Source organism: Dyadobacter diqingensis (assembly GCF_024220585.1).
Taxonomy (GTDB): Bacteria; Bacteroidota; Bacteroidia; order Cytophagales; family Spirosomataceae; genus Dyadobacter; species Dyadobacter diqingensis.
Window position 1 is genome coordinate 794284 of record NZ_JAMXKF010000001.1, and the last position, 25218, is coordinate 819501.

Here is a 25218-nt window from a genome sequence, read left to right on the forward strand (position 1 = left end):
ATGAGAGCTGGTTTCATATTGTTTCTGATCGTTGTGGCACTGAGCAAAAGTTTTGCTCAGGAAGCCGATACCTTGTGGATTCCGGGTGCAAAACTGATCAAAAATATACGGTATGGCAGCGCAAATATCAGACAGACTTTTGATTTATATCTTCCTGAAAATGTATCAAAACCGGTACCGGTTATCATCTGGATACACGGCGGAGGCTGGAATAATGGCACCAAGAAAAACATGCACGTGGACGGAATGTTGCAACACGGATACGCCATTGCAAGCGTGGATTATCGTTTTACGAGAGACACCATTTTCCCCGCGCAGGTGAAGGATTGTAATGCAGCGATTGACCTGTTATGGAAAAGTGCCGGGAAGTATAACCTCGATACGTCCCGGTTTATCATCGCAGGCGCGTCAGCGGGCGGGCATCTGGCAACGCTGATCGGCATGAGCAGCAACAACCACCGGCAAGAATTTTATCCTTTTTCAATCAAAAACAATCCGGTGCATTTTCAGGCCGTAATCAATTATTATGGCGTCACCGATCTTTACGTGTTGCATGGAAGCGGGCTGTCCTTCGATGTGGATGACGACAACTCGATGATATCCAGGCTTCTCGGCGCCTCGTCTTTAAAACGTCCTGATCTGGCGAAATGGGCAAGTGGCACCACCTATATCGACAAAAACGATCCTCCTGCGTTAACAATTCATGGAGGCAAAGATTCAACTTCACCCCTTTGGCTGGGACAGCTTTTTACCAATCTGCTGCAAGTCTCCGGGGTTAAAAATGATATTTTGATTTTACCCGAAGCACCCCACGCCGGTCCCCTTTTTTCTCAGGCTAATGTCCTGGAAAAGGTTTTGTCGTTTCTCAAAGAAGTGACCGAAAGCAAACAGATTAAGGAATAACCGACTGATTTATTGAACAAGTAAGCATAACCCAAACCTATGAATTCACCCATTGATACCGCCGTTATATTCATCTTTTCGGCTTTTGTTTTGTTTATCGGCATGCTTTTCATACGGACCGGCCGGAACATGAAATCTTTCTTCGCTGGCGGAGAGTCTGTGCCCTGGTTTATCGGCGGCCTGTCGCTTTTTATGAGTTTTTTCTCCGCAGGTACCTTTGTGGCCTGGGGAGCCATCGCCTATAAATATGGCTGGGTGTCGGTTACCATTCAATGGACGATGTGCATTGGCGCGTTAATTACGGGCGTGTGGCTGGCGCCAAAATGGAAAGCCACCGGAGCGCTTACAGCGGCAGAATTTGTAAAAGAACGGTTGGGGTTGAAAGTGCAAAAAACATTCATCTACATCTTCACGCTCGTTTCCCTATTCATCAAAGGGTCGGTTTTGTACCCTGTTGCCAAGCTGGTGAGCGTATCTCTTGGTTTTCCACTGGTTCCAAGCACCATCGTTTTGGGCATTATGATGATTGCTTACACGGCCGTCGGCGGGTTATGGGCGGTGATGGTCACGGATATTCTTCAATTTGTAATCCTGACGGCGGCAGTCTTTATTATTTTACCACTATCCCTGAATGCCGCGGGAGGCTGGGAAACGGTTACGGCCAAAGCACCGGATGGCTTTTTTGATTTACTAAACGGTGAATACACTTTTGGTTTCATTCTCGCCTTTACCCTTTATCACATTTGCTACATCGGCGGCAACTGGACTTTCGTCCAACGGTACACCAGTGTTGACAGCGGAAAATCTGCCCGAAAAGTTTCTTTTCTTTTCGCCGGACTGTACCTCATCAGCCCGATTATCTGGATGCTGCCACCGATGATTTACCGGACAATCAATCCGTCATTACAAGGCCTCGATACGGAAAATGCTTATTTACAGGTTTGTCAGCTGGTGCTTCCTCCCGGTTTAATGGGATTGATGTTAACCGGTATGTACTTCTCAACTTCTGCTTCGGCCAACACCACCTTGAACGTAGTTTCAGCGGTTTTTACCAATGACATTTACAAAGGAATGATCAATCCGGGCGCATCTGACAAAAAACTCATGTCTATTGCCCGCTTATCCTCGCTCGTTTTCGGAATCGGGATGATCATTATCGCGCTGCTCGTACCGGCTGCGGGAGGTATTGTGGAAGTGGTTTTGAGTATCGGCGCGGTAACCGGAGGCCCCTTGCTCGCACCGGCGCTTTGGGCATTGTTTTCAAAAAGACTGACTGGAAAGGCAACGCTCTGGATTACAGGCTCAACGTTATCTGTCAATTTACTTTTCAAAATTATTCTACCCTTAACATCCGGCCTAAAACTTAGCCGATCAGAAGAAATGCTTTTGGGCATCGGTCTTCCCTTGATTTTACTGCTGATCAACGAGTGGCTGGGATCACGAAAATTTGCAACAAGCTCTGAATACGAAGTTTACCAGGCTGTTATGGCGCAGCGCAAGTTTGATTATCTGGAAAGTTCGGAAGAAGAGAAAACAGAAGTACGCAGACAGAACCGCTTCGGATTGCAGGTTATTGCCGGTGCGCTGGCTTTTACAGCAGTTTTACTTTTCGCATTAAGTGCCCTGACAACCAAAGGCTCCCTGCTCACGGCATCCATTGCTTTCGGGATTTTGCTGGCGTCAATCATTCCATGGCGCGCTTCGAGAAAAGTGACTGTCGACGTAGCCGCACAGGACACGATACTTAACCCTTAATCATAACCAACACAAAATCATGACATTGAACAGATTATCGTTACTACTGGCGTTATTATTTATACTGGTCAAACCTTCTTTTGCGCAATATAAAATTAGTCAGCCGAACGCAATTCCACTCCATGGCGAATGGTCTTTTACACTTGATCCGGCGGACATGGGACAGGTTGGAAAATGGTTTGCCACCAAAGCAGAAGAAAATGGCAGGTTTGATAAAGTAACCGTTCCGCATTGCTTTTCTGCTGACCCAAGATTTCAGTTTTTTACAGGCACCGTCTGGTACCGGAAAAATTTTCCCTGGAAAACAACTTCCGGGAAACGGGTTATCCTTCATTTTGACGCTTCCTATTACAAGACCAATATCTGGCTGAATGAGCAGAAGGTCGGTTTTCACGAAGGAGGTTATACTCCGTTCAGCTTTGACATTACTGATTTGCTGAAAGAGGGCGATAACCTGCTGGCGGTTTCCGTAAATAACGATACATGGAAAACAGGAACAATTCCGGGTGCGAAAGACACCAATAAAACCAACGCGTCCTTCATGGGCTGGATGAATTATGGCGGTTTGATACGCCCGGTTTATCTGACCATCGAACCGGAAGTGTATGCAGACAACATCAAAATTGAAAGTGTACCCGATCTTGCCAAGGGAACAGCAACATTAAGTACGAAACTACGCATTAAAAATTCCTCAAAACAGGCCGTTACCCCGAAAACGGTTTACACGGTTCAATGGAAGGACAAGCCCGTTACGTTAAACTGGAAAGTGAAACCGGCCTCCATTCCGGCAGGGCAAACCGCTATTATCGAAGCTGAAACGAATCTATCCGCAGCGCAGGTGAAACTCTGGAATCTGGATGATCCGAACCTTTATCATCTGACTGCTTCGGTGGGGCAGGATACCATTGCGTCTAATTTCGGCATCCGGAAAGTTGAAATAAAAAATGCTCAGCTGCTTCTGAACGGAAAACCGCTTCGTCTGGGTGGCGGAAACCGGGTTGTTGATTATCCGGGATTAGGTTCGATGGAACCGGACTGGCTGATCGAAAAAGATTTCAAACTCATGAAAGAGGCCGGAATGGAATTTCAGCGGCTGACGCATTACACCCCTTCGGAATACTTTTACGACCTGGCCGACAAATATGGGATGCTGATTATTTCCGAGGCCGGCAACTGGCAGCTGACACCCCGGCAAATGGACAACGACAGCATGCGTACGAAATTCCGTTCGCAGTTCCGTGAAATGGCCGAGCGCGACTGGAATCACCCAAGCATTATCGCATACAGTGTGGGCAACGAGTATGAATCCAGAAGCGTATCAGGACAGCGCTGGACCAAGGATATGATCATCAATGCACGCGAACTGGACCCGACCCGACTGTATACTTTCGCCAGTATGTTCCTCAACACTTTCCCCGAAAAACCCGAAGACGAGGCCAGCCAATACGCGGATTTCATATCGACCAATACCTATGGAAACCATGCAAAAGTACTCGACCACATTCACAAAATTTATCCTGAAAAACCGATCCTGATCAGTGAATGGGGTGTAAGAGCGGATAATAATGGTGGAGAAGCGGATCAGGCGCAGCACGTACGGGACGTATTGGCTGAGGTCAGAAAAAGGCCCTATGTAGTCGGCACTTCCTGGTGGACCTACAATGACTACCAAAGCCGCTACCATGGCACCAATCCAAACGGTTACCGTCCGTGGGGAATCGTCGGCCCCGACCGCTCTTTAAGACCGGCGTATCTGGCTTATCAGGAAGAAATGTCACCGGTTCTTATTGAAAAAATAAGTTTTAAAACAATCGAATCGGGCCGGCATCAACTGACATTGAAAGTTACCGGACGTAATGACTTTCCTGCCTATGCCGTGAAAGGTTATTCGCTGCAAACAGATCATGGAGCTTTTTCCATTCCCGATTTAAATCCGGGAGAAAGTAAAGAAATCAGCATTCCGGTGACTGGTTTTGAGAAAAAAATATCAATAACCATCCTGAAACCAACCGGTTATTCTGCCGGAATAAAAGAAATAGAACTGAAATAATTCAAGATATCAAGTAAGATGGGAGGTAACAATGTACCGCACCTCCTACCCTAACGCTGCGTAACCATGATAAAAGAAGAATTCATCTACAAAAGAACACCAAAAACCATATCGCTTGAAGCTGACCTGATCATCGTCGGAGGTGGATTGACGGGAACCTGCGCGGCCATCACAGCGGCACGGGCTGGCATGAAAGTAATTGTTGTACAGGACAGACCGGTTTTAGGGGGCAATGCTTCCAGTGAAGTCAGGCTGTGGGTTTTGGGAGCTACTTCCCATATGGGAAATAATAACCGTTGGGCGCGGGAAGGCGGTGTGATCAACGAAATCATGCTGGAAAACATTCATCGCAATCCCGATGGAAATCCGCTGATCTTCGATACCGTTTTGCTGGAAAAAGTGGTGGAAGAAAAAAACATCACCTTACTGTTAAACACGGCTGTTTTTGATCTTGATAAATCCGCGGAAGATACGATTTCTGCTGTACATGCCTTTTGCAGCCAGAACAGCACACAGTATCAATTAAACGCTCCCCTGTTTTGTGATGCTTCCGGAGACGGAATAGTCGCGTTTTTAGCAGGCGCAGCATTCCGGATGGGTGCAGAGTCGCAGGAAGAATTTGGTGAGAAATTTGCTCCCGATAAGGCTTATGGCGAATTGCTGGGCCATTCGATGTATTTCTATTCGAAGGATGTTGGCCGGCCGGTGAAATTTACGCCGCCATCCTTTGCATTGCAGGACATAACGCAAATTCCCCGTTACAAAACATTCAACCCGAAAGATTTTGGTTGCCGGTTGTGGTGGCTGGAATATGGCGGAAGGCTGGATACCGTTCACGACACCGAGACTATTAAGTGGGAACTATGGAAGGTGGTCTACGGCGCCTGGAACTATATCAAAAACTCAGGCTTATTTCCCGAAGCCGAAACCATGACACTGGAATGGGTCGGAACAATCCCGGGAAAACGTGAAAGCCGCCGGTTTGAAGGTGATTATATGCTCAGACAGCAGGATATCGTTGAGCAGAAACCATTTGAAGATACCGTCGCATTTGGCGGATGGAGTATCGATCTGCATCCCGCCGATGGTATTTACAGTGATCAGGCCGGTTGTAATCAATGGCACGGAAAAGGTGTTTTTGGCATCCCCTACCGCAGTTATTACAGCAAAAACATCAATAACCTGTTCATTGCGGGGCGTATCATCAGCACCACCCACGTAGCTTTTGCTTCCACCCGCGTGATGGCGACCAGCGCTCATGGAGGACAGGCAGTGGCTATCGCGGCATCACTGGCGAAAAAATATGGTATTTCACCAAGAGAAGTCGGAACGCTCCATTTGGAAGAATTGCAGCGGGAACTGATACGATCGGGCCAGTATATCCCGCACGTAAAATTGTCCGATGCAGCGGATCTTGTTCAAAAAGCAATCCGTATTCAGGCAAGTTCTACGTTAAAGTTAAGCGAAATACCAGGTTCGGATCGCTGGTCTGTCATCGTGCACTCCGTTGCGCAAATGTTGCCTGTGTCGGTTGGAAAAATGCCCTCAATAACTGTTATCCTGGATGCCGATGCGGCGACAAGCCTGACCATTGAATTGAGAAAAAGCTCCAAGTCATACAATCATACGCCGGACGTTACCCTGCAAACAAAAAACATCGCGCTGACCAAAGGGAAACAGGAAATCACATTGAACTGGGATGTCGAATTTGACGAGGCATGTTATGCTTTCATTTGTTTTATGAAAAATGAAAATGTTAAAATTCAGTACAGTGAAAAAAGGATTTCGGGTATCGTCACCGTTTTCAACGCGACCAACCCCGCCGTTTCCAATTACGGAAAACAGGAGCCGACTGAAGATATTGGTGTAGAAACCTTTGAATTCTGGTGTCCGCAGCGCAGGCCGGAAGGAAGAAATATCGCCATGAAATTAAGCGATCCGATAAATCTTTTCGAGTCGGAAAATTTACGAAACGGCTTGCAACGCCCCATCGCCAGCCCGAATGCCTGGGTGGCGGATTATGATGACAAAACGCCGGCAATCAATGTCCATTGGAATGAACAAACCAAAATTTCTTCCCTGGAACTGGTATTTGATGCCGACTATGATCATCCGATGGAAAATGTAATTTTCCTGCATCCGGAAACAACAATGCCGTTTTGCGTTACCGGGGTGAAGGTATACAATGACAAAAACGAGATCATTGCCACCCTGGATGACAATCACCAAAACCTCCGGACGATCACATTCAGCGAACCTGTTTTAACAGAAAACCTGAAAATTGAACTGACCAATTCAAACGAGAATACGCCTGTTTCCCTATTTGAAATCCGATGTTATTAGGTTGCTTTTACTAATCTGTAATCGTTTTAAAAAGGCGGATCTTCGGGTCCGCCTTTTTTTATTCTTTGAAAGATAATATTTTGATACTAAATTTGCACCTCATTTAGCAAACATTAGTTTGCTATTTTATTAATACTTTACTCTATCATAATACTATACTAGATAGACTTTGAAGGACGCGTCAGAATCATTACCCTCGTCAGAAGTTACGGAACCTAATCACTGGGAATCCCTGCAGGTCGCATACATTGCAAGTGGTGATCCTGAGGAAGATCGTCGTTTGGCAGCGCTGGCAAGGGAACAGGGAAAAATTGTTTTTCTGCCTGATTTGCCGGAAGAATCCGATTCTCGTTTTAATAAAATCCCACAAAAGGCTGATCAGCAAAACGCTTCATCGCAGCCAACTCAAAATAATACAAAATCATCATTTTCCTGGGATAGTATTCAGGACAAAATCTGGGCAGCAACTTTACGCAAAAGAAGCCGCACAGAAATCGCTGTCAATTTGTTTGCAGCCATTGCCCTGATGATTGTCGGCCATCTCGTTTTTACATACATCACTTACGACCGGCTTTCAGTTCTTTGGGATGATCTCGAATTAAATGAAAGTTTTTTCTACTACATCCTTGGCGGGTTTGTCGCGCAAATGATTGATGGCGCATTAGGCATGGCCTACGGCGTGACGTCAGCTACATTTCTTTTGACTATTGGCGTTCCTCCCTCGGCGGTAAGTGCCAGTGTGCATGCTTCGGAAATATTCACAAGCGGGGTTTCAGGTTATATGCACCTTAAATTCGGCAACGTAAACAGTAAGTTATTCAAAAAAATACTCGTTCCCGGCGTAATCGGAGCGATTGCAGGTGCATATCTGCTGACTTCTCTTGAACAATATATTTACATCATCAAGCCGCTGGTCGCTGTTTATACCTTGATTCTGGGAATTCTTATCATTCAGAAAGCGTTAAAGAAACGTATTGAAAAACGTCCGATCCGGAAAATTGGCTTGCTTGCTTTTGCAGGTGGAACGTTGGATTCAATCGGCGGCGGCGGCTGGGGACCTATTGTTACCTCCACGCTGATTGCCAGAGGCAGGCATCCTAAATATACGATTGGCTCGGTGAATCTGGCTGAGTTTTTCGTGTCACTTGCAAGTTCGGTCACTTTTATAACACTGATCGGATTTTCGCACTGGCAGGTCGTTTTGGGGTTGATTTTGGGAGGAATGGTAGCAGCACCAATTGCAGCAACATTATCAAGAAAATTGCCGATAAAAACGATGATGATCATGGTTGGAACCATTGTTATCATCGTGAGTTTGAGAATAATATATATGGTGGTTTTTTAGCTGGTAGCTGTAAGCGATTAGCTGTTAGACCTGAACCCATAAATTTAGAATTTATTAAAAAAGAGAGTATTTACGCTCTCACTAAATAAGAAGTATTTATTACAAGCTAAACGCTAACAGCCAATAGCTAACACCTAGTGATCTATGAAAAAGCAGACCAAAGCAATACGTACCCAAACGAAGAAAACGCAGTACCGCGAGCATTCTACGCCATTATTTCTGACCAGCAGCTTCACTTTTGAAAGTGCTGAGCAGGGAAAAGCGTTGTTTGAAGAGACGGAAGAAGGAAATATTTACAGTCGTTTTTCAAACCCATCAGTGCAGGAATTCATAGACAAGGTTTGTGTGCTTGAAGACTGCGAAGATGGCGTTGCAACGGCTACGGGTATGGCTGCGGTTTTTGCGAGTATGGCTGCTTTGTTGAAAAGCGGGGACCACATTCTGGCCAGTCGTGCTTTGTTTGGCTCCGCACATCAGATCATCACACAGATTATCAGCAAATGGGGAATCACTTATACCTACCTTGACGCTGACGCGAGTGAAGCAGACTGGGAAGCAGCCGTATTGCCAAACACGCGCATGGTATACCTGGAAACACCTTCAAATCCTGGCCTGGATCTTGTTGACCTTGAAATGATCGGCAGGCTTTGTAAAAAACATAATTTAATTTTTAATGTAGATAACTGTTTTGCATCTCCTGCCCTGCAAAATCCGGTTGATTTCGGAGCAGATCTGGTCGTGCATTCGGCTACAAAATATATGGACGGACAAGGCCGCGTTTTGGGTGGTATTGTGGTTGGAAAAGAAGAATACATCAAACATGTTCGCTTTTTCTGCCGCCACACGGGACCTTCCATGTCTCCGTTTAACGCCTGGGTTTTGAGCAAAAGTCTTGAAACATTGCATTTGAGAATGGACAAACATTGTTCAAACGCACTGGCTTTGGCATCGGCACTGGATAAACATCCGGATGTAAAACTGGTTAAATATCCGTTTTTAGCGTCTCACCCACAACACGAACTCGCAAAAGCACAAATGAAAGCAGGTGGTGCGATTGTAACCATTGAACTGGAAGGCGGTTTTGAACGTGTTTCTGCCTTTATGGAAGCGCTGGAAATTGCTTCTCTTTCTTCCAATCTGGGAGATACGAGAACAATCGTTACCAATCCGTTCACAACCACACATGCAAGACTAAAAATCGACGAAAAACTCGCATTGGGCATTACAGAGGGATTGATTCGAATTTCTGTTGGTTTGGAAGATATCGATGATCTGATCGAGGATTTCACAAACGCTGTGGAAGTGTCGGTCAAAAGTGGTATATTGGAGTAAAAATCAATAGATTAAATTGGTCATAATATGAAAACACTAACCATCAATTTGCCGGAAGATTTCGAAAAAGAGAAGGTATTGCTTTCTATTGCCGGCCAACTTTATCAGCAAGGAGCACTATCCGCGAAACAGGCTACTGATTTAGCGGGGGGTACGATGAACGAATTAGTTTACAGTACGCTTTCGGATGATGATCCTTTGAAATCGATGATTAGCAGTCCATCAGATAATACTTTGTCATTTGAAGATCGGGCTGAGAACCTAAAAAAAAGCAGCAGTATAAAGGTTTAAAGAAAGAGAGACTGGAAGCTTTGAGAGATGCTCTTGATATTCAGGAACCACTTGAAGTGCTGCTTTCGCAGTTAACAAAATGAAATATGTGCTGGATACGAATGTCATCCTGGCATACTTAAGAAAACATTCAATCTGGGATTTAATAGAATTGCAGCTTGGAATATTTGAAACAGAAACGGATGTTTATATTCCAGCAGTCGTACTAGGAGAATTGAGATCCATTGCTGTTCAAAATAAATGGGGAATTAATAAGAGACGAGAGCTGGAAATATTTGCAAAAGAATTTATTGTTATTGATTTCATAACAGAAGAAACTATAAATTCTTACGCAGACATAGACGCTTTTAGCCAAGGAAGACTGGAAGAAAAATCACTTACAGGTTCTTCCAGAAATATGGGTAAAAATGATTTACGGATTGCAGCAACGGCAAGTGTATTAAACGCAATATTGATAACAACAGATAAGGATTTTCAACATTTGCACACTCAATTTTTAAAAGTTGCATATTTTGATTTAAATAAAAAATAGGTCACACAGAGTTCCACAGAGAAAAAAAGAGCGGACGCCGCGCAGATACTCAGAGAGAAAACAAAAAACTCTGTGTCCCTCCTTTTCAACTCCAATTTTCTCTGTGTAAAAATTAAGGCAATACAAGGCGAAACACCATGAACACAAATATTGACGCATTAACCGCCGCCCTTGAAGGCAAAAGCGAAACAGAATCACTGGCCATTTTGGCTGATTTGTTTCCTGGCCAGGTAGTATTTTCTACCAGCCTGGGTTATGAAGATCAGGTTATCACTGATTTTATCTTAAAAAACAATCTGAATATCAGCATTTTCACATTGGATACCGGCCGGATGTTTAACGAAACGTACATGACGCTTCAAAAAACAAACAATCGTTATGACACCAAGATAAAAGTTTACTACCCTCAGACGGCCGCGGCAGAAGAGTTGATCAGCACCAAAGGGCCTTTGAGTTTCTATGAATCGGTTGAAAACAGAAAGGAATGCTGCTTCATCCGTAAAGTTGAGCCTTTAAACAGAGCTTTAAAAGGTGCAAAAATATGGGTTACGGGTATCCGGGCAGAACAGTCAGGAAATCGTCAATCCATGCATAAGCTTGAAGCAGACGAAGCACATGATCTGATCAAGTTCCATCCGATTTTGGACTGGACTTTTGAAGAAGTGAAACAGTATGTAAAATCCAACGGCATTCCTTACAATCCGCTGCACGATAAAGGCTTTGTAAGCATCGGCTGTGCACCTTGTACCCGCGCCATCCAGGAGGGCGAGGATTTCCGCGCCGGACGCTGGTGGTGGGAAGATGAATCGAAAAAAGAATGCGGTTTGCACGCGAAGTAATATAAGCATCCCAATGCTACGTAAATAAAGAAGAAGTATTAAATGTCTAATGAAGTAAGTATGTCAATTTCAGTAAAAGAGGCGTCGGATCTTAGCGACCAAGGAAATATTGACCGTAGAAAACCGGACTACCTGGATCAGCTAGAGGCAGAGGCGATTTACATTATGCGTGAAGTGGCTGGTCAGTTTGAGCGTCCGGCGTTACTATTTTCAGGAGGAAAAGATTCTATTACCTTGGTTCGTCTTGCCCAAAAAGCATTTGCACCAGGTAAAATTCCGTTCCCATTGGTTCACATTGACACGGGTCATAACTTCGTGGAAGCTACGGATTACCGTGATATGCTTGCTGAAAAAACCGGTTCAAAACTGATCGTTCGTTATGTGGAAGATACCATCAAAGCGAAAAATCTTAAAGAACCAACCGGTAAAAATGCAAGCCGCAACTGGTTGCAGACTTTTACTTTATTAGATACAATCGAAGAATTCGGATTTGACGCCTGCATCGGTGGTGCGCGTCGTGATGAAGAAAAAGCACGTGCGAAAGAACGTATTTTCTCATTCCGTGATGAATTCGGTCAATGGGACCCAAAACGTCAGAGACCTGAACTTTGGAATCTTTTCAACGGACGTATTCACAAAGGTGAAAATGTACGTGTTTTCCCGATTTCGAACTGGACTGAACTGGACGTTTGGGCTTATCTTCAGAGAGAAGGTATCACACTTCCGAGCATCTACTTCGCTCATGAGCGCGAATGTATCCTGCGCGACGGACGTTTGTTGTACAATACGCCGGTAATCGAAAAAGATCCGGAAGATCAGATTGTAACAAGACAGGTTCGTTTCCGTACGGTTGGCGACATGACTTGTACAGCCGCGGTAGAATCAAGTGCTGCAACATTGGAAGAAGTTATTGCTGAAATCACAGTTTCAAGAATCAGCGAACGCGGCGAAACCCGTATCGACGATCAGCAAACAGAAGCTGCGATGGAAGACCGTAAAAAAGGAGGATATTTCTAAACAATGAGAATTGACAAAAAGCTCATTAGAGCACATTCAATCATTCTCTCATTCAAAATTCGAAATTAACAAAGGTGGATTTACTAAGATTTATAACAGCAGGTTCCGTAGACGACGGTAAAAGTACGTTGATCGGGCGTTTGCTTTTTGATACAAAAAATATTCTGGCAGATCAGATGGAGGCCATCGAACGTGCCAGCAAAAGCCGTAATGATGGTGAAATCGATCTTGCTCTTTTAACGGACGGACTTCGTTCTGAGCGTGAACAAGGGATTACGATCGACGTAGCGTACAAATATTTCCAGACACCAAACCGTAAGTTTATCTCGATAGACGCGCCTGGTCATATTCAATACACCCGTAACATGGTTACCGGTGCTTCGAACGCAGACCTGGCGATTATCCTGGTAGATGCCCGTCATGGTGTGGCGGAACAAACCCGCCGTCACTCGCTGATTGCTTCCATGCTGGGTATTCCTCACGTGGTTGTTGCGATCAACAAGATGGATTTGGTTGGGAATTCGGAGGATGCGTTTTTAGAAATCGCGCAGACTTATAAAGACCTTGCCAACAAACTGAATATCAAAGATCTGACCATTATCCCTGTCAGCGCGCTGAACGGAGATAATATCGTGGAAAGATCAAAACATATGCCTTGGTACACCGGCGAAACATTGCTTTCGGTTCTTGAAAACGTTAATGTTTTAGAAGATAAGAACACGACTGACGGCCGTTTTTCGGTGCAATACGTTATTCGTCCTCAAACAGATGAGCTGCACGACTACCGCGGATATGCAGGTCGTTTACAAAGTGGTTCTTTGAAAAAAGGAGAAGCTGTAAAAGTTCTTCCTTCGGGAACAGAATCCAAAATTGCCAGAATCGAATTTGGTGGACAGGAAATTGAAGAAGCTACTGTTTTTGAATCGGTTACGATACTCTTGGAAGATGACATCGATATCAGTCGCGGTGATATGATCGTTTCGGTTGACAATTCACCGGTGGTGAGTCAGGATCTTGAAGCGCTGATCTGCTGGATGGACGATAGAAAAACATTGAAACCAGGTGATAAATATCTGCTTCAACATGGAACTGCAAGGACAAAATGTTCTGTTAGAAGCATTGAATACCAAATAGACATCAATACATACGAGAAACTGGATGAGGTTGAAAAACTGAAACTGAACGACGTCGCGAGAATCGTTTTGAGAACAGCACAACCTGTTGCATACGACGCATATCAGCAAAACAGAGCAAACGGCGCTGCGATCCTGATCGACGAAACATCAAACGTAACCGTAGGCGCTTGTATGATAGAATAGAAGGTGTGTTTCCAACACCTTTTTTCTGATATAAAGTTAATATACTATTCCGATAGGCTATAAGAATAACATTCACCATGAACAATTTAGTAATTTCAGACAAAGTGTCAGCCGTAGCAAAACGCGATATCGTTGATTTGCAAAACAAAATCAACGCGTTTAATACGGGTGAAACACCGGAAGAAGCTTTTCGTAAGTTTCGTCTGACGCGCGGAGTTTACGGTCAACGCCAGCCAGGCGTTCAAATGATCCGTATCAAATTGCCTTACGGACGGATCACCGCTGATCAGCTTGTCCGTATTGCTGACACTTCCGACAAATTTGCAACCGGTAATTTGCACGCAACGACGCGTCAGGATATCCAGCTGCACTTTGTAAAACTTTCAGATTCTCCTCAGTTATGGGCAGATCTGGAAGATGCAGGAATTACTTTGAAAGAAGCTTGTGGAAATACCATTCGTAACGTGACGGCTTCATCGGTTGCCGGTATTGATCCGGAAGAACCTTTTGATGTGACCCCGATCACACATTCCATATTTACTTATTTCCTTCGTAATCCGATCAACCAGGATATGGGAAGGAAATTTAAAATTGCCGTTTCTTCTTCTGAAAAAGATTCAGCCCTTGCTTTTATCCACGACGTTGGTCTTATCGCCAAAATGGGTACCACTGAAGCAGGTGAATCCGTAAAAGGTTTCAAAGTTTTGATTGGCGGAGGGTTAGGCGCGCAGCCTTTCTCGGCACAAACTGCTTTTGAATTCCTGGAAGAAAAAGATGTTATTCCGTTTATAGAAGCTTTGCTTCGTGTTTTTGACCGTTACGGAGAACGTGTGCGTCGCCATAAAGCGCGTATGAAATTCCTTTTGAACGATCTTGGACTGGAAGGAATGATGGCAAAAGTTGCAGAAGAACGTACTGCCGTTAAAAATAAAGTCTTCACAATTCCTGAGGACTTATTCGGTACCAACGAGGCTGAATCAATCAACCACGCGCCCCGCCCCTCTTTGAGCGAAGAAGAAATTTTGAAAATTGCTTCTGAAAGTATCGAAGACCTTACAGAATTCACAAAATGGCTAAAAACCAACACTTTTGAACAAAAACAAAAAGGTTGGTACGCTGTTCAGCTACGTGTTTTGTTGGGAGACATGAGTTCGGATACAGCGCGTACTTTGGCTGATATTGTTCGTCAATATGCGGCTGATGATATTCGTGTAACGGTAAACCAGGGTTATATCCTTCGTTTTGTAAAAGGCGAAGATCTTGTGGCGATCTACCATGAACTGGCCAAGCTTGGACTTGTAAATCCTGGCTTCGACAGCACAATGGATATCACAACGTGCCCGGGAACAGATACCTGTAACCTTGCTATTACCAGCAGCTACGGAATTACCCGTGTGCTGGAAGATGTCATGAAGGATGAATTTCCCGAAATGATCTACAACCAGGATATCAAAATCAAGATCAGCGGTTGTATGAATGGCTGTGGCCAGCATAACGCTTCTAACATTGGTTTCCACGGAAGCTCTATTAAAAACGGGAAACTGGTTTTGCCAGCACTTCAGGTTTTATTAGGTGGTGGTTTTTCCGGTGATGGAATTGGTTTGATTGGAGATAAAGTGATCAAAGTTCCTGCAAAACGCGGGCCGGAAGCACTTCGTACCATTTTCAATGATTACGAATCCAATGCTTTTGATGGTGAATATTTCAACCAGTATTACACTCGTCAGACCAAAAATTATTTCTTCCAGCTCTTGAAACCAATTGCGGATCTTTCCAATGTGCAGGAAGATGACTACCGCGACTGGGATCACGATGAAATGTTCAAAACTGAGATTGGTGTTGGTGAATGCGCCAGCGTTTTGGTTGACCTTGTAGCCACTACCATTACAGAAGGACAGGAGAAATTGAATCTTGCAAAAGAAAACTTTGAATCAGAAATTTGGGCTGATGCTATTTATCATGCTTACAATGTTTTGATCACCGGTGCAAAAGGTTTGCTGATGACTAAAGACGTGAACACAAACACGCAATACGGTATCATCAACGACTTTGAAAGTAACTTCGGAAAAGAATTCAAGTATGAAACCCCGGCTGAATACATTCTTCCGGATTCACAGGAAACACCATTCCGTTCGCTTGCTTTCAGCATCAATAAATTTGAACCAACACAGGCGTTTGCAACCTATTTTGTTGCTACTGCTGAGAAGTTCTTAGACTTTGTTCGCAACACGCGTGAAGCGCAGTTGATGGAAACGGGTGAGCCCGCTTTGCAGGAGCTTTCGTTTGGAAAGGATAGCTAATTGAATGGTAGTCGGCTTTCGGCAGTCGGCGATCAGCTTTTCGCCTGGTGCTGAGCCATAAAGAAGTCAAGTTTTGAAAACGGGGACACCCTGTCTTGACTTCTTTAACCTTACCAAACATTTGACTTTTTATGCACTTTAAGTCGTTCCAGACTTCAATCATTTTACTGCAACCTACTGACAGCTGATCGCCGAAAGCCGACAGCCATTTCCTCATGAAACTTACATTAATCGGTGCCGGACCAGGTGATCCTGATCTTATCACCATGAAAGGTATAAAAGCATTACAAACTGCAAAAGTTGTGCTTTATGATGCGCTGGTGCATCCCTCCATTCTGGAAAATTGTCCGGAAGATTGCCTGAAAATTCATGTAGGTAAACGTTTTGGTAAAGTAAGCTGCGGACAAGATGAAATCAACAAACTGATCGTTGCCTCGGCCGAACAACATGGCGAAGTCGTACGACTGAAAGGTGGAGACTCCTTTATTTTTGGCCGCGGTTATGAAGAAATAGAATACGCCGCACAATTTGGCATCGAATCAGAAGTTATCCCTGGTATATCCAGTACCTATGCCGTTCCTGCCCTGGCCGGAATCCCTCTGACTACACGTGGCGTCAGCGAAAGTTTCTGGGTGGTTACCGGAACTACAAAATCACACGAATTATCCGCCGATCTTCCCTGGGCAGCGCGTTCATCTGCAACGGTAGTGATCCTGATGGGCACACATAAGCTGGAAGAAATCGTAGGGATTTATACCAACCTCGACAAGTTCGACGAACCCGTGGCCATAATCCAGAACGGGTCTTTACCCGAACAGAAAATTGTTCTGGGTACAATTGGCAATATCCTCCCCCTTGCCAAAGAAGCAGATGTAAAGTCACCAGCCGTTATTGTGATAGGAAAAGTGGCCGCTTTACCCGGTTTGTCTTATCAAAAACTTGAAGAAGTAATAGGTCGGCCGAACCTGACCGCCTGATTAAAGAATAAAGAAGTAAATAATTCCTGCCAGAACAAGATAGCTTACAAAAAGCCATTTCTTCTTATACTCATAGGCTTCGCGGTTGTGGAAATAATCAAAAACCATTGAAGCAGAAAATCCAATAACCATCAAAACGACGGAAAACACACCGCAATCAAGGCGGTAGTGTTTGTAGGCATGAAGTGCCGGGGCACCCAAAGCCAGATACATCAGCCACATACCAAAACCCATCCGGTAGAGGTATACGCTGAGGCGACGATCATTCTTTATGTCAAATAAGCCTTCTAACACAGTCTGATACGTATTTATTTGATTTAGTGAAACTAACCAAATTTAAAAACAAATGCTAATTTTTTATAAACATATGATATATGTAATTTTGCAAAAAATGTTTTATGAATAAATTAGTTTCGAAAATTTCAATTTTTTTCCTTAATTCTCTGGCCGGCCTTTCCTGGAAAAACGCTTTCAGAATTTCTACTATGCTTAGCTGGCTGTTATTTGACGTTGTCAGATATAGAAGAAAAGTGATATTGAACAATTTACGAAACAGTTTCCCCGATAAAACAGAAGCTGAACTTGCCTTGATTGCAGACAAGTTTTACATCCATTTTACAGACCTGATCCTAGAAACTTTAAAGTTCAGAACTGCTCCTCCCGAGGTGATCAGAGAACGGCTCCAAGGTGATCTCAGCATCATCAACAATTTATATCACCAAAACAAGAGTGCCATTTTCCTGATGGGTCACCGGGGAAACTGGGAGCTTGCGAATTTGTTTTCCTCACTCGAATTTTCTCACGACTGCATTGTTGTTTACAGGCCTTTACAAAACAAAGAATTCGATAAATGGTTTCTTGATTACCGGACGCGTTTTGGAGCCAAACTGGTTCCGATGGACAAAATATTTAAGGAGTTGTTGACGCCAAGAACCAAACCTTTTGTCGTGGTTTTGGCAAACGACCAGTCAGCGAATCCCAAAACAGCATTCTGGACCAAATTTCTTCATCAGGATACCGGCATTTTCCGGGGCGTAGAAGCGATTGCAAGAAAACTGAATCTTCCTGTATTATATGCAGAATTCAGCAAAGTTGAGAACAAAAGAGGTTATTATCATGTTGACATAACAACAATAACCGAGACTCCGAAAGAAATTCCTGTCAATGGAATTTTGGAAAAGCAGATTCAGATATTGGAACAGGATATCAGACTTCAACCACATAACTGGTTATGGAGCCACAGACGCTGGAAACATTGTAAACCTGAGTGTCTGAAACCTGAACAATTGCTGAGTTTAGTACCCTGACGAAAAAGTTAGCTGCGTCCGTACTTTGCTTCTCTGAATACAGCCGGTTTTGTGAACCGAAAACGCTGTTATTTTAGAAGTACGCATCGCATGAAAAATATCACTACCCAATTTTTAATAAGGCTCTTATCTGCCATTTCGAAATTGTCATGGAAAGCGCTGTATCGCTGTTCCGACATGCTCCGGTTTTTAATTTTTGATGTATTTCACTATCGCCAGCAGGTTATCCTGAACAACTTACGAAACAGCTTCCCGCAAGAAAAAGAAAATACCATTCAGAAAATAGCCAAGAAATATTATCAGAATTTTACGGACATTATTTTCGAAACAATCAAACTAAGAAACATTTCCAAAAGTGATCTTCTCAGTCGTTTTGAAGCTGAATCGGATTTACTGGATCATTATTATGAACAGAAAAGAAATCTGGTTGTGGTTGCGGGGCACCTGGGAAACTGGGAAATGCTGAACTTATTTGGCTCGGTCAAATTCAGATATCAGATGGTTGTCGTTTACCATCAGCTTGCCAATCAAACATTCGATAACTGGTTTAAAGATGTAAGAACCCAGTTCGGAACGGAAATGGTCCCGATGCAGGAGGCCTTTGCACGGGCGATAAGTCCGCGAGAAAAACCATTTCTTTTTATCCTCATCAATGACCAGTCTCCCGCGCCTGAACGGGCCTATTGGACGACTTTTCTTAACCAGGATACGGGCGTTTTCAGAGGTGTTGAGCTGATCGCGAGAAAACTTAACGCACCAGTCTTGTATATGGGTGTTTTAAGGAATAATTTTAAACGGGGATTTTATAAATTTTATTTCCGGCTGATTACCGAAACCCCAAAACAAGAACCGACCAACTATATTCTTCAGAAGCAAATTTCGTTTTTAGAAGAAGATATTGTCCGACAACCTGATAACTGGCTTTGGAGCCACAAGCGCTGGAAACATAAGCGTCCGCAGGTATTACAGCGGGATCAACAACTTGAAGTAAAAGAAAAATCGTGAATAAACCTGTTAAGTTTTTAATCCTCCGCTTTTCATCCATTGGTGATATTGTTCTTACTACGCCCGTTGTTCGTTGTTTGAAACAACAATATCCAAATGCTGAAATTCACTATTTCACAAAAAAGAAGTTCGGCTTTTTACTCGAAGATAATCCCTATATAGACAAAACATGGCTGCTCGACGGCAGCCTCAATGCCATGATCAAAGAGCTCCGTACGGAAAACTTTGATTATATTATTGATCTTCATACCAACCTGCGCACGCTGCATATCAAACTGGCGCTGTTCAGGCGGTCGTATAGTTTTAAAAAACTGAATGTGCAAAAATGGTTGCAGACACAGTTTAAAATCAATTATCTGCCGGATATCCACATCGTGGACCGATATCTGGAAACACTGAAACCGTTAAACGTCATCAACGATGACCTCGGCCTGGATTATTTTATCCCCTACAAGGATAAAGTGGAAAGAGACTGGATTCCTCAGACACACCGTAAAAACTTTGTGGCGTATGCAATCGGCGGACAACATACGACCAAGAAACTACCCGTACCCCGGATGATTGAATTGTGTCGTAAAATCAATTTCCCGATCATTCTATTGGGTGGGAAAGAAGACTTTGAGGCGGGGGAAGAAATAGCCAAAGCCCTGGGCGATCAGCTGATATTCAATGGCTGCGGTAAATATAATTTCAATCAGTCGGCTTCGCTGGTGGAACAGTCCATGATTGTTTTTTCACACGACACCGGGCTGATGCATGTGGCTTCCGCATTTAAGAAAAAGGTTTATTCCATCTGGGGCAATACGGTTCCTGCTTTTGGCATGTATCCGTACAAAACTGCTTTTGAGGTGATTGAAAACAATAATCTGGATTGCAGGCCCTGTTCCAAAATCGGGTATAAGGAATGCCCGAAAAAACACTTCAACTGTATGAACCAGCTTTCCTTTGACTTTGATATCAAAGAACTTCCAAACAGTAAATAGTGTTTTTGAAACCGTTGCTCAATTAAAATATCATAACTTTTATTGAATGAACAAGAAAGTAAATATCGGAATAGTTCAAATGAGCTGTTCTGCTGACGTAGAAGAAAATTTCGAAAAGGCTAAAAATAAAATCCGTGAAGCGGCTTCCAAAGGTGCGCAGGTAATCTGCCTTCAGGAGCTTTTCAAATCCCTGTATTTTTGTGATGTTGAAGATCATAAAAACTTTGAGCTCGCGGAAGCCATCCCCGGCCCTTCCACAGACGCGTTGGGAAGTCTGGCCAAAGAACTTGGTGTAGTCATTATTGCTTCGCTGTTTGAAAAACGTGCGCATGGTCTTTATCATAACACCACGGCCGTATTGGATGCAGACGGAACGTACCTTGGCAAATACCGTAAAATGCATATCCCTGATGATCCGGGTTATTACGAAAAATTCTATTTCACACCGGGAGACGCCTCAAGCGAAGAATCTGACACAAACGGCTACCGCATTTTCAATACCAAATTTGCGAAGATCGGCGTGCTTATCTGTTGGGATCAGTGGTATCCGGAAGCTGCGCGTATTACCAGCTTAATGGGAGCCGAAATTCTTTTCTATCCTACGGCCATTGGCTGGGATACCAATGAAACCGATCCGGTGATTAACGACGAACAATACGGTGCCTGGCAAACCATCCAACGCAGTCATGCCGTGGCCAATGGTGTCTACGTGGTTTCGGTTAACCGTGTAGGCCGTGAAGCTGACCAGCAATTCTGGGGCGGATCCTTTATTGCCAATCCGCATGGAAGGTTGCTGTACCTGGCATCCCATACCGACGAAACGGTACATGTAGAAGAACTGGATCTGCAAAAACTGGATCATTACCGCACGACCTGGCCGTTTTTCCGGGATAGAAGAGTCGATTCTTACAAACCTATTTTAAGCCGCTATATCGACGGAAAATAAGTAACTAAAATATAACTATTCCTATATTTAAAAAGGATCACATCATGTGATCCTTTTTTCATTTCGACTATTCACAAAACTTATTTTTGAAGTTTTAGCAAAAATTTTAACAATAATATTAAAATTTAAAACCTGAAAATTTAATATCTACACAAAATACATACAAAATCATCTAAATATAAACTTAACAATCAACACAATTACCCGCCACACAACAAGTCTACCAAGCATATAGATTGGATCAAAGTAAGTTTATTGTAATTAAATATAGGTATATTACAATAATATTCTCCCACAAAGCCAACAAACCAATTATTATTGCAAAAAACTTCAATTTTTAAATTTATTCTCTTGCATTTATCCTCTTTGTCAGTATATTTGAAATGTCATTAAACGAATGACTAAACTTCTTAACTGCCAGATATATTCCAGCCGCACATGAATATATCCGAATGTAAGAGGGGGAACACGATTATCTTGAGTTGCCAGGCCGCGCGTCTGTCAAAAAAGAAGTTCTGCCTTTTTACGATATACTATTTACAATTGATTACCCGTCAACGTGGACAAACAATTTTGTCGACTGCTGAACTACCACGTTAGCACTCAGCGACGATCCCACTGTTTGTCCTCGATTAAGAGGGTATTGCTTTCCGGAAAAGCAGTTTTGTAAGCTTATGGCTGTGCTGTTCTGTCCATGCGAAAGTGTGTGCGGCGCACAGAAACGTGGACACCGCAGCCATAACTTTTTTTTACCCGCTCTGCATTAGTACTCACCTAATTAATTTAACCGGATTCCCCATGCGTAAAATTTTACTATTATTCTTATGGGCCTCTCTCTTTTCTACATTGGCGAATGCCCAAACTCGTGAAATAAGTGGAAAGGTAACTGCGGCCGATGACGGTCTGGGATTAGCGGGAGCTTCTATTATCTACAAGGGCTCTAATACAGGAACAAACGCCGACGCGGACGGTAAATTTAAATTTACAATTCCTGGCGACGGCGTTTTGGTTATTTCTTACGTTGGTTTTTTAATTAAGGAGGTTCCGATCGGGAATCAATCTGTTTTCGACATTAAATTAGATGCGGATACCCGCCAGCTTGCCGAAGTCGTAGTAACAGCTTTTGGTATTGAGCGAGAGAGAAAAGCATTAGGTTATACAGTTCAGGAAGTTAAAGGTTCAAGTCTTACCGAATCACGCTCCACAAACGTAGCAAACGCACTTTCAGGTAAAATTGCAGGTGTAAGAATCCAGTCAAACGGCGGACCTGGCAGTGGTTCTACCATCCAGATACGCGGTGCCGGATCAATTTCCGGAAACAACCAACCCCTCATTGTTATTGACGGTGTGCCTATGCAACAGGCCTCCGCAACTTCTGCATCAAACCAGTATGGTGGTGGTATGTCAGAAGTAAACCCCGACAACATCAAAGATGTTTCCGTTTTAAAAGGCCCGAATGCAGCAGCCCTCTATGGTTCACGTGCAGCAAACGGGGTTATTCTGATCACTACAAAAAATGGTAAAGGCACAAAAGGAATTGGCGTTGAAGTTAATTCAAATGTAACTTTTGAACGCCCCTGGATCAAACCAAAATTCCAGAACACCTATGGTGGCGGAAATGGTTACAGAACCTGGTACCACGACGGATGGAGCGGTTCCATCACCGATCCTCTTGAAATTCAGCAATACCGTGCAGCTTACGGCCCTAATGCACCTCTTTCGGGAACAGAAGGAACGGATGAAAGCTGGGGCGCGCCGATGGACGGCCGTCTGGTAAGACAATGGTGGACTGGAAATGACGTGGCTCCATTAACCCCGCAGCCAAACAACTGGGACGAATTCTGGAACACCGGCAGCACTGTTTCGAACAGCATTGCCGTTGCAGGTGGAAATGATCAGGGTTATTTCCGTTTGGGACTCGGCCATACAAAACAAAGTGGTATCGCTTATTACAACGATTTTCACCGGTATAACTTCAAGATCAACTCCGGCTACAACCTGACAAAAAATTTCAGTGTGACACTTTCCGCTGAATACATTAAGTCTGGTGCTGACAACCGCGGTTACACTTCCGGACAGGAATTCATCTGGTCGCACAGACATGTTTCCTGGAAACAGCTTCGCAACTATGAGCAGTACACTGCCGTACACAACCAGATCCCGGGGGATACAGATCCACCAAACTGGCAGCATACATTCTTTACCAACCCTTATTTCTCTCAAAAGAAACTGACCAGTGGAAATGACAAAGACAGGTTGCTTGGAAATATAGCGCTTAACTACAAAATTCTGCCCTCACTGAGTGTTATGCTTCGCAGCGGAACGGACGTATGGAGTGATACCCGTATCAATGTAACAAACTTTGAAAGAGTGCGCAACGGTACAAAAACACCAGGCAGATACAACGAGGAAGTTCTTCGCAACCAGGAAACGAACTCAGATATCATGTTTACATTCAACAAGGATGTGGCAACAGATTTCTCTCTGAACGTTCAGGCTGGTGCGATCAAGAGAACCAACTATTACAAAAGAAATTACTTCGCCGTTGGAGAACTGGTCGTGGATGGGGTTTACAACGCCGCCAACTCCATTCCAAGTTTGAACACGATCGAAAGTACGATCACTAAATCAGAAAATCAGAGCGTTTTCGGTGCAGCGCAAATCGGATGGAGAAATCAGTTATTTGTAGACGTTACCGCCAGAAACGACTGGTCGAGTACACTTCCTAAAAACAACAATTCTTACTTCTACCCTTCTGTTTCGCTGAGTGCCGTTCTTACCGATATTTTTGATGTAAAAAGCAATGTTTTGAGTTTCGCCAAAGTTCGTGCGAGTTTGGCACAGGTTGGTAACGATGCGGATCCTTACGCTTTACAGCAAACTTTTACAGCAAATGGTTCCTGGAATGGTAGCCTGAGCAAGTTTGCCGAAGCTGTCAAAATCGCTAACTCCGGCCTGAAACCTGAAATCACAACAGGTAAAGAATTCGGAGCTGATCTAAGATTCTTCAAAGGCAAAATCGGTCTTGACATGACTTATTACAGTCAGAGTACAAAAGATCAGATCCTTGCGGTTGAAATTTCAAAGGCAAGCGGATACGACAGCCGTGTGCTTAACGCAGGTGAAATTACCAACAAAGGGGTTGAGATCATGTTAACTGCCAATCCTGTTAAGTTGTCTAATGGGTTCTCCTGGGACATCGCGGTGAACTTTGCCAAGAACAAAAACAAAGTGGTTGCACTGGCGGAAGGACTTACAACTTACACACTTGCAACACAACGCGGTATGACTTCCGAAGCCAGAATTGGCGAAGCATATGGTACCTATTACGGTAAAGGATGGCTGCGTTCACCAGACGGACAAGTAATCTACGCCAACGGTTTGCCACAAGTAGCACCGGGCACAATCAAACTTGGTAACATCCAGCCGGACTGGACAGGAGGTATTTCCAACACATTTACGTACAAAGGCATAACCGTTTCAGCTTTGGTTGATGTGCGTATGGGTGGTGATATCTTCGATGAAGGAACCGGAACAGGTCGCTGGACAGGTCAGTATGAAGAAACAGCCATTGGACGTGAAGAAGGGGTTATCGGTGACGGCGTTAAACAAATGCCGGATGGAAGTTTCGCTAAAAACGACATCATCATTCCTGCAAAAGAGTTTTACGCTTACAACAACCCGCGTAACTATCACGAAGCAGCCATTTTTGATGCAAGTTATGTCAAGCTGCGTGAATTGACGCTGGGATACAGCCTGCCATCTTATCTGTTGAAGAAAACATTCTTCCAGACTGCCAAACTTTCGCTGGTTGGCCGTAACGTTTGGATGATCTTCAAAAACACACCACACGTGGATCCGGAGTTTGATTCGAAAGGTGGAAATGCACAAGGATTTGGCTACGGTCAGCTTCCAAGTTCAAGAAGTATGGGTGTTAACCTGAGCTTTTCATTCTAATTATCCTGTTGATCGGG

Annotated in this window: 19 protein-coding genes; 18 read left to right on the plus strand and 1 reads right to left on the minus strand. The window is 43.9% G+C overall.

From position 1 onward, the window contains the following. The 13 genes from M1L62_RS03200 (at position 1) to cobA (ending at position 17003) form a co-directional block, all read left to right on the plus strand. Complete coding sequence (locus tag M1L62_RS03200) at positions 1-903, plus strand: alpha/beta hydrolase (RefSeq protein ID WP_254411559.1); 903 nt, start codon at positions 1-3, stop codon at positions 901-903. A 39-nt stretch (positions 904-942) separates the two neighbouring features. Then, the gene (locus M1L62_RS03205; RefSeq protein WP_254411560.1) at positions 943-2658 is read left to right on the plus strand and encodes a sodium:solute symporter family protein; all 1716 of its coding nucleotides are present in this window, start codon (positions 943-945) and stop codon (positions 2656-2658) included. A 19-nt stretch (positions 2659-2677) separates the two neighbouring features. Continuing rightward, complete coding sequence (locus M1L62_RS03210) at positions 2678-4708, plus strand: glycoside hydrolase family 2 protein (protein WP_254411561.1); 2031 nt, start codon at positions 2678-2680, stop codon at positions 4706-4708. Positions 4709-4774: 66 nt separating this feature from the next. Then, positions 4775-7051 (plus strand): FAD-dependent oxidoreductase, encoded by a 2277-nt coding sequence (locus M1L62_RS03215; protein ID WP_254411562.1) that lies wholly within the window; start codon positions 4775-4777, stop codon positions 7049-7051. Positions 7052-7220: 169 nt separating this feature from the next. After that, the gene (locus M1L62_RS03220; RefSeq protein ID WP_254411563.1) at positions 7221-8396 is read left to right on the plus strand and encodes a sulfite exporter TauE/SafE family protein; all 1176 of its coding nucleotides are present in this window, start codon (positions 7221-7223) and stop codon (positions 8394-8396) included. Between the two features lie 144 nt (positions 8397-8540). Beyond that, a complete protein-coding gene (locus M1L62_RS03225) occupies positions 8541-9728 on the plus strand; it encodes a trans-sulfuration enzyme family protein (protein ID WP_254411564.1) in 1188 nt (395 codons plus the stop codon). A 27-nt stretch (positions 9729-9755) separates the two neighbouring features. Continuing rightward, the gene (locus M1L62_RS03230) at positions 9756-10019 is read left to right on the plus strand and encodes a UPF0175 family protein (RefSeq protein WP_254411565.1); all 264 of its coding nucleotides are present in this window, start codon (positions 9756-9758) and stop codon (positions 10017-10019) included. A gap of 79 nt (positions 10020-10098) precedes the next feature. Then, positions 10099-10551 (plus strand): type II toxin-antitoxin system VapC family toxin, encoded by a 453-nt coding sequence (locus tag M1L62_RS03235; protein WP_254411566.1) that lies wholly within the window; start codon positions 10099-10101, stop codon positions 10549-10551. A gap of 137 nt (positions 10552-10688) precedes the next feature. Continuing rightward, on the plus strand, positions 10689-11390 hold the full coding sequence (locus M1L62_RS03240) for a phosphoadenylyl-sulfate reductase (RefSeq protein ID WP_254411567.1): 702 nt from the start codon (positions 10689-10691) through the stop codon (positions 11388-11390). 60 nt (positions 11391-11450) lie between these two features. Next, positions 11451-12407 (plus strand): sulfate adenylyltransferase subunit CysD, encoded by a 957-nt coding sequence (gene cysD, locus M1L62_RS03245; RefSeq protein WP_159467113.1) that lies wholly within the window; start codon positions 11451-11453, stop codon positions 12405-12407. A 74-nt stretch (positions 12408-12481) separates the two neighbouring features. Next, positions 12482-13726, plus strand: a complete 1245-nt coding sequence (locus M1L62_RS03250; protein WP_254411568.1) for a sulfate adenylyltransferase subunit 1 — start codon at positions 12482-12484, stop codon at positions 13724-13726. A 77-nt stretch (positions 13727-13803) separates the two neighbouring features. Continuing rightward, complete coding sequence (locus tag M1L62_RS03255) at positions 13804-16026, plus strand: ferredoxin-like domain-containing protein (protein WP_254411569.1); 2223 nt, start codon at positions 13804-13806, stop codon at positions 16024-16026. Positions 16027-16241: 215 nt separating this feature from the next. Next, on the plus strand, positions 16242-17003 hold the full coding sequence (cobA, locus tag M1L62_RS03260) for a uroporphyrinogen-III C-methyltransferase (protein ID WP_254411570.1): 762 nt from the start codon (positions 16242-16244) through the stop codon (positions 17001-17003). Here the strand turns inward: cobA and M1L62_RS03265 are convergent, their stop codons facing one another. Then, positions 17004-17297, minus strand: a complete 294-nt coding sequence (locus M1L62_RS03265; RefSeq protein WP_254411571.1) for a hypothetical protein — start codon at positions 17295-17297, stop codon at positions 17004-17006. A 104-nt stretch (positions 17298-17401) separates the two neighbouring features. On the opposite strand from M1L62_RS03265, the gene M1L62_RS03270 reads away from it, so the two are divergent. From M1L62_RS03270 to M1L62_RS03290, 5 genes are all read left to right on the plus strand, one after another. After that, entirely contained in the window at positions 17402-18310 is a 909-nt protein-coding gene (locus M1L62_RS03270; protein ID WP_254411572.1) for a lysophospholipid acyltransferase family protein, read from the plus strand. 90 nt (positions 18311-18400) lie between these two features. Continuing rightward, complete coding sequence (locus M1L62_RS03275; protein WP_254411573.1) at positions 18401-19315, plus strand: lysophospholipid acyltransferase family protein; 915 nt, start codon at positions 18401-18403, stop codon at positions 19313-19315. Then, the gene (locus tag M1L62_RS03280; RefSeq protein WP_254411574.1) at positions 19312-20298 is read left to right on the plus strand and encodes a glycosyltransferase family 9 protein; all 987 of its coding nucleotides are present in this window, start codon (positions 19312-19314) and stop codon (positions 20296-20298) included. Before M1L62_RS03275 ends, M1L62_RS03280 begins: the two co-directional genes overlap by 4 nt. A 46-nt stretch (positions 20299-20344) precedes the next feature. Beyond that, complete coding sequence (locus tag M1L62_RS03285; protein WP_254411575.1) at positions 20345-21244, plus strand: carbon-nitrogen hydrolase; 900 nt, start codon at positions 20345-20347, stop codon at positions 21242-21244. Positions 21245-22042: 798 nt separating this feature from the next. After that, positions 22043-25201 carry a SusC/RagA family TonB-linked outer membrane protein gene (locus M1L62_RS03290; protein WP_254411576.1) on the plus strand — a complete coding sequence of 1053 codons (3159 nt, stop codon included), beginning with the start codon at positions 22043-22045 and terminating at the stop codon, positions 25199-25201. Positions 25202-25218: the final 17 nt, after the last annotated feature.

Bases quoted from the DNA above. Each gene is read 5' to 3' on its own strand.
- M1L62_RS03200 (WP_254411559.1), top strand. From the start codon at position 1: ATGAGAGCTGGTTTCATATTGTTTCTGATCGTTGTGGCACTGAGCAAA.
- M1L62_RS03205 (WP_254411560.1), top strand. From the start codon at position 943: ATGAATTCACCCATTGATACCGCCGTTATATTCATCTTTTCGGCTTTT.
- M1L62_RS03210 (WP_254411561.1), top strand. From the start codon at position 2,678: ATGACATTGAACAGATTATCGTTACTACTGGCGTTATTATTTATACTG.
- M1L62_RS03215 (WP_254411562.1), top strand. From the start codon at position 4,775: ATGATAAAAGAAGAATTCATCTACAAAAGAACACCAAAAACCATATCG.
- M1L62_RS03225 (WP_254411564.1), top strand. From the start codon at position 8,541: ATGAAAAAGCAGACCAAAGCAATACGTACCCAAACGAAGAAAACGCAG.
- M1L62_RS03230 (WP_254411565.1), top strand. From the start codon at position 9,756: ATGAAAACACTAACCATCAATTTGCCGGAAGATTTCGAAAAAGAGAAG.
- M1L62_RS03235 (WP_254411566.1), top strand. From the start codon at position 10,099: ATGAAATATGTGCTGGATACGAATGTCATCCTGGCATACTTAAGAAAA.
- M1L62_RS03240 (WP_254411567.1), top strand. From the start codon at position 10,689: ATGAACACAAATATTGACGCATTAACCGCCGCCCTTGAAGGCAAAAGC.
- cysD (WP_159467113.1), top strand. From the start codon at position 11,451: ATGTCAATTTCAGTAAAAGAGGCGTCGGATCTTAGCGACCAAGGAAAT.
- M1L62_RS03255 (WP_254411569.1), top strand. From the start codon at position 13,804: ATGAACAATTTAGTAATTTCAGACAAAGTGTCAGCCGTAGCAAAACGC.
- cobA (WP_254411570.1), top strand. From the start codon at position 16,242: ATGAAACTTACATTAATCGGTGCCGGACCAGGTGATCCTGATCTTATC.
- M1L62_RS03270 (WP_254411572.1), top strand. From the start codon at position 17,402: ATGAATAAATTAGTTTCGAAAATTTCAATTTTTTTCCTTAATTCTCTG.
- M1L62_RS03275 (WP_254411573.1), top strand. From the start codon at position 18,401: ATGAAAAATATCACTACCCAATTTTTAATAAGGCTCTTATCTGCCATT.
- M1L62_RS03285 (WP_254411575.1), top strand. From the start codon at position 20,345: ATGAACAAGAAAGTAAATATCGGAATAGTTCAAATGAGCTGTTCTGCT.
- M1L62_RS03290 (WP_254411576.1), top strand. From the start codon at position 22,043: ATGCGTAAAATTTTACTATTATTCTTATGGGCCTCTCTCTTTTCTACA.